The following is a 5,206-nucleotide window of genomic DNA, read 5'->3' as shown; positions in this document are numbered from 1 at the left end:
ATCCGTCATTTCGGAACAGATAGGGTTGCCGAAGTCACGGGGAGAAGCCGCAGGCTGGTCGTAGATGCCGCCCGGCGGCAGCGCGTCGAGAACCGCGGCGCCCGTAGCAACATCGCCGAGGCTGAGGCGTTCATGTCCGGCAAGAAGCAGATCCTCGTCTTCTCCGATGCCGGAGGAACGGGCCGAAGCTATCATGCCGATCGCAATTGCAAGTCCGCCGATCGCCGCCGCGTTCACTTCCTTCTCGAACCGGGTTGGCGAGCCTCCAATGCCATCCAGGGCCTCGGGCGCTCCAATCGTACCAATCAGGCCAGTACGCCGATCTTTCGGCCGGTCACGACCGACTGCCGGGGCGAACGGCGGTTCATCAGCACCATTGCCCGAAGGCTCGATAGTCTGGGGGCGCTCACGCGCGGGCAGCGGCAGACCGGTGGGCAAAATCTCTTCGACCCCTCCGACAACCTTGAAAGCGACTATGCTCGCGACGCCCTCAACCAATGGTATCATCTCCTCTATCGCGGTAAGCTCGCCAGCACCTCGCTAGCCTCCTTCATCGCGATGACCGGGCTCAAGCTTCTCGACAAGGAGAGCGGTGGGCTGCTCGATGACCTTCCTCCGATCCAGCGCTGGCTCAACCGGCTGGTGGCGCTGCGCATCGAAACGCAGAATGGGATATTCGAGGAATATATGGGGCTGATCCAGGCTCGGATCGATGCCGCGCGGGAGGCCGGAACACTCGATGTCGGCGTGGAGACGATCCAGGCCGAGCGCGTAATCCTGCTCGACGACCAGATATTGCGCCGGGATCCGGTGACTGGCGCTGAAACCCGTCTCAGCCGCTATGAATTGCATCACCGGCGACGCGCAATGACGCGGGCACGCCTGATGCGCGAGTGGAGCGAGACGGGCTTCGTCATGCTCCGCAATGGCAGATCAGGAAGGGTCGCACTCCAGGTGCCGAGCTGCAGCACCATGGACGGCGAGGGCAATGCCATCACCATGTGGCAACTTATAAGGCCCACCGGGCGGGAACGTATCCGTGACAACGCCCTGCACGAAAGTCATTGGGCGCCGGTTGAAGGAGCCGCCTTCGAGGCAGCATGGGACGCCGAGGTCGAAGAGGCGCGCAAGCACATCGATATCGAGACCATCAATATCGCAAATGGCCTGCTGCTGCCGGTGTGGAACCAACTGCCCGATGACGACATGCGCGTCTGGCGGGTGAGCGACAGGCAAGGCAATTCTGTCGTCGGACGCATCATCTCGCCAATCGGCATTGAAAAACTCTCCCGCAGCTTCGGCGTGGAAATGGCGATTATGCTCTCGCCAGCCGAGATGATTGCGGGCGCCCGCGGCACCGAGGGTGTAGTGATCCCCGGCCTTGCCGGTGCAAGACTGATCTCTGCCTACGTCAATGATGCACGCAGGCTCGAGATCAGGGATTTTCCTGCCGCCCGGCGCGATTGGCTCAAATCCATCGGCTGCTTCACCGAGATCATTGTCTACAAGACCCGTCTCTTCATCCCTGGCGACCGGGCGGCCGGCATCATTGAACAGATTATCCGTACCGGAGCGCAATGGGAGAAGCTCGTCGACCTCAACGCCGCGGCCTGACCTTCCGGCTGCTCAAGCAGGCGAGCGGCCATCGGCAAGGAGAGGAGGGAGGGTGCGGGTGTGATCCTTCGAGGGGATCGAACGCCAGATAGGAGGTTCGACATGACCGACACACCCGCCCCGACCGCCGCTTCTCTGCTCTACAGCCAGGTCAGCCATGATGAGCGCGGAAATTTCTGCTACATGGGTGACCTCTATCGCCAGGGTGAACCGTTCCCTGATCTCGTGGACAGGATCCGTGCCCATCTGATCGCCGATTTCCCAGACACCGCGTTCGCAGTCACGACGGAGAAATTCGCGGGCGGGCGCAAGATCACCGCCAAGATCCTCGACGCGTTCCAGGATCTCTCGACGCGCGACGCCCAGGATGCGATGATCACGGCCGTTCGCGACCAGATGGAGCGCTTCGGTTTTACGAACTCGAACATCTACCAGGACTTTCACAGCTGTTCCTACTTCACGGAAGTCCGGGTTGGCCGGGCCTATTGGTCGGCACTCGCCCGTAGGCGCGGCGCAGATAATCACGTGGAGCCGCTGGTAAGCCTCGCCCATTTTCGAAAATCGTTGAAAGTCGGACAGCAATTGAAGCTCGTCGCCGCGCCCAAGGGGCACCGGGTGCGTGGAACCACGCGGACCATCACGGCGGTTCGGTCAAAGGATATCATCCTCGACGGCGTCTCCTATCTGACCCTGCCGCGCGCCGCGGATTTTGCCTGCGACGGCGCCCGTGTCCGGATCGCCATGGGGTCGGAACATGAGCCCGATGCGCACCTGCTCTACGAATGGCTGCTAAGCCGGGCGGCGTAGGCCTGTTTGCAGATTCTGCTCCGCCTCCCGCACATCCCGCCTGCACTGTTCGCCGGTTCCATCCATGGCGCTTCGAAGCATGGAGCCGGTTAGGAGGAGAGGGGGATGGGAGGAGGCGGAGCAGCGAAGTGTTGCTCTTTGATCCTCCCAAGGAGATCCACTCCATGAACATGATGGCTCCCGCCGCGTGCCCTGCGCAGGCCCCCTACAAGGTCGACATCAGTCGCGGCCAGAATATCGGTCGGGTCTCGTCTGAATGGTTTTCAAGACCTGATGACGAGCGCTTTCTCTCGCTGAACGATCTGTACGAAAGTGTTCGGGCACGCGCCGAAGCTGCGACCACCCATATCGTCGAAAGTCGGTCTGTGCGCGTCGTTGCGCGTAGCGATGAACCAGAACGCCTATCCCTGGTCGTTCCCGGGCGGGATGAGCCGGTGTCCCCTACGAACTGGTCCTTCGGCCAGCTTTGCAGCCTGGTGGGGGCGCCCGCTTCCTATCTGCGAGCGCTTCCCACCGCCCTTGCCGGCATCAACATGCAGCACGGACTGATACAGCATCGAGGCGAGCAGGTGAAGATGCTCGAAACGCGCGATGGGCGCACCGAACTGCGGGCGGTCACCGGCCCCGACTATGGCCGTATCTGGGATCACGAACTTGTCGGCGCGGTGATGCGGATCGCCGGCAACGGGACGGGTGACACACGCTGGAAGATTCCTGGCGTCCTCGACTGGGGGACGATGCACTATAATCCCCTTGTCGACGTAAGCCAGGAAACGACGACGCTCTATGCCTCGGATCGCGATGTTTTCCTGTTCCTTGTCGATGATACCCATCCGATCGAGGCGGGAAAGCTTCCCAATGGTGAGCCCGATCTCTTCTTTCGCGGCTTCTACTGCTGGAACTCGGAGGTTGGCTCCAAAACCCTTGGAATTTCGACATTCTACCTTCGCGCCGTGTGCATGAATCGCAATCTATGGGGCGTGGAAAATTTCCAGGAGATCAACATCCGCCACTCAAAGTTCGCAGCCAACCGGTTCGCCCATGAGGCTGCACCGGCATTGGCGCATTTCGCGGAGTCCTCGCCTGCCCGGTTCATCGAGGGGGTGAAGACGGCGCGCGAGCGGATTGTCGCCCGGACCGATGATGATCGATCCAGCTTCCTGCGCACGCGCGGCTTTTCGAAATCCGATACCCAGCAGATCATCACTGCCGTTCTCGAAGAGGAAGGCCATCCGCCCGCCTCCCTCTATGATTTCGTAAACGGCATCACTGCGGTCGCCCGGTCGCGATCGCATCAGGACAGCCGGCTTGAACTCGAGGGCAAGGCGCGGGGCCTGCTCCAGCGCGCCCACTGACTGGCGAGACGGCGTCGTTTGACGCGCGACGCTCATTCGCCGCCCATTTTCGAGAAAGGACATGATTATGAATATCGACGAAATCGGTGCGGGAGATCCCGACGCGCTGGCACCGGTCGTGCTCGCGGCTCTTCAGCGCCTTGGCGAGCTGGGCCGCGCCGGGGCAATTGCCTTGGCGAAACTCGTCACAGACGATCATGCGGACTTCCACGAGGCCGCCTCTTGGATCGCTGAGATCGCAGCTGGCCCCTTCAACGACTGACCCTCGCATTCAAATCCAACAGCTTCAACGAGCCCGGCCCAGCGCCGGGCTTTTGCATTTTTGAGGAGCTCTACCATGACTACCAATCCTTCCCATTGTGCTTTCAAGGTCCGGATCGACTATTTCAGCGGTGCCGAGGCTTTTGCCACGCAGACCGTGCGGCTCGATGTTCATAACAGCAGCGAGGCGCACGCAGCTGCCTCAAGGGCGGCTGAGGCTTGCACTTATCATAATGAGCGTGTGCCCGAACTTTCCTACACGGTGACCATCGTCCCGCTCGATCCCGATGATCCAGAACCTTCCTCAGCGGGCGCTCGCGTCAAACCCGTGTGCGCAGACTGCGGATCGGATCAGCTTGTCCGGGATGCGGCGGTCCGATGGGACATGGATGCGCAGGACTGGACGATCTCAGGCATATTCGAATGCACGACCTGCGACCTGTGTGGCGCTGAAAGTGACGATCTGGCGACATGGGTGGATGAGCGCCATGTGACGCCGCTAGGGCAGTATATTTGCGACCTGGCGGAAGCCCTCGGCAAAGTTGACGCGGAGCAGGATTACCGTTTCCCGATCTTCAGTCTTGATCATTATCAGCAGACCCCGGTTGCCGAGGCGGTCGTGGCGTGGAGGGCGATCGAGCGCCCTGCACCATGATGGCGCTGGCCTTTAATCCGGGGGATCCTGCGTGCTGGATCGCGCGCGGACGGTCGACGGAGCATGCTGCCGCGATTGCCCTGGCCTGGCGAACCTATCCCGATCTTGTATCTACTGCGCCGCTTGATCTTCGGATGGAGCGGTCCCGTGCCCGCGTGGCTGCCATGCGTCCGATCCACGAGGCGATGCGGCTCGAAACCGAGCGAAACCGCGTTGCTGCCAATTTCGCCTTCGTCGAAAGGCAGTTGGCGGCTGGCCGTGCCGATCCACGCTTTTCGCTCATCTTGCGGGCGCGCGATGTGCATGCCCTTGGATGGGACGATGCCGTCGCCTTTGCCGATGGACATTATGCATTATGCCCAGCTGCGCATAATGCGTATTATCGCGAGGTTGGAATAATGCGAAGGAAGTCAGCTATGCACGAGAATTACGCCGTTTTCTAACCGCGTTGCTGCGCATTATTTTTGTTGCGAACGTCTCCGGTGTCTGAAACGACCGAGGAGACAAACGTGCT

6 protein-coding genes are annotated in these 5,206 nt (G+C 61.1%); all 6 read left to right on the top strand.

Annotated features, from left to right (window positions below; genetic code table 11):
* Positions 1-1,614, top strand: coding sequence for a strawberry notch C-terminal domain-containing protein (locus VMR39_RS09240; protein WP_325415674.1), 1,614 nt, complete (start codon positions 1-3; stop codon positions 1,612-1,614).
* Between the two features lie 102 nt (positions 1,615-1,716).
* Positions 1,717-2,421, top strand: a complete 705-nt coding sequence (locus tag VMR39_RS09235) for a hypothetical protein (protein WP_325415673.1) — start codon at positions 1,717-1,719, stop codon at positions 2,419-2,421.
* Positions 2,422-2,585: 164 nt separating this feature from the next.
* Positions 2,586-3,776 (top strand): DUF932 domain-containing protein, encoded by a 1,191-nt coding sequence (locus VMR39_RS09230; RefSeq protein WP_325415672.1) that lies wholly within the window; start codon positions 2,586-2,588, stop codon positions 3,774-3,776.
* A gap of 67 nt (positions 3,777-3,843) precedes the next feature.
* The gene (locus VMR39_RS09225; RefSeq protein WP_325415671.1) at positions 3,844-4,038 is read left to right on the top strand and encodes a hypothetical protein; all 195 of its coding nucleotides are present in this window, start codon (positions 3,844-3,846) and stop codon (positions 4,036-4,038) included.
* Between the two features lie 75 nt (positions 4,039-4,113).
* Complete coding sequence (locus tag VMR39_RS09220) at positions 4,114-4,692, top strand: hypothetical protein (RefSeq protein WP_325415670.1); 579 nt, start codon at positions 4,114-4,116, stop codon at positions 4,690-4,692.
* The gene (locus tag VMR39_RS09215) at positions 4,689-5,135 is read left to right on the top strand and encodes a hypothetical protein (RefSeq protein WP_325415669.1); all 447 of its coding nucleotides are present in this window, start codon (positions 4,689-4,691) and stop codon (positions 5,133-5,135) included. Before VMR39_RS09220 ends, VMR39_RS09215 begins: the two co-directional genes overlap by 4 nt.
* Positions 5,136-5,206 lie beyond the last annotated feature (71 nt).

This window comes from Sphingobium sp. (assembly GCF_035511395.1).
Taxonomy (GTDB): Bacteria; Pseudomonadota; Alphaproteobacteria; order Sphingomonadales; family Sphingomonadaceae; genus Sphingobium.
The sequence above is the reverse complement of the archived record's forward strand: the minus strand, read 5'-3'. Positions and strand labels throughout refer to the sequence as shown.